We start from the raw sequence: 414 nt of genomic DNA, 5'->3' as shown, positions 1-414 counted from the left end.
TGCTCGAAGACGTGATGGGGCTGAGTGACTGGGACAAGCTGGGCGTGGCGCTTGCGCTGTCTCTCGAACCCCTCAAGGCGAGCATCTCCCGGGCCGTGGAGGACACCCTGGCGCCTCAGCTCTTCTACTCGGTGATTGCCACCGGCCTCGTGACCTGGGCAGCGCTGGCCGCCAACCCCGAGCCAGCCTTCACCAAGGCCGCTGCGTTCATCTCGGCTCTGTTGCTGATCTACCTGGGAGCGGAGACCTTCCTGGAGCTGATCGACGCGAGTCAGGAGCTGAAGCTTGAGACGGACCAAGCCACCACCTGGAAGCAACTGGATCAGTCCGGTCAACGCTTCGCCGCCCGGGTAGGTCCGTCCATCGCGCGGGTTCTCGTCCTCGCGGTCACGGTCGCGGTGAGCTACGGCATGA

Annotated in this window: 1 pseudogene; it reads left to right on the top strand. The window is 65.0% G+C overall.

What is annotated here, in order from left to right:
- Positions 1–414 (top strand): annotated as a pseudogene (locus tag ACLEQD_RS45170) (hypothetical protein); the annotation flags it as partial.

The organism is Corallococcus sp. 4LFB (genome assembly GCF_046520365.1).
GTDB lineage: Bacteria > Myxococcota > Myxococcia > Myxococcales > Myxococcaceae > Corallococcus > Corallococcus caeni.
The sequence above is the reverse complement of the archived record's forward strand: the minus strand, read 5'-3'. Positions and strand labels throughout refer to the sequence as shown.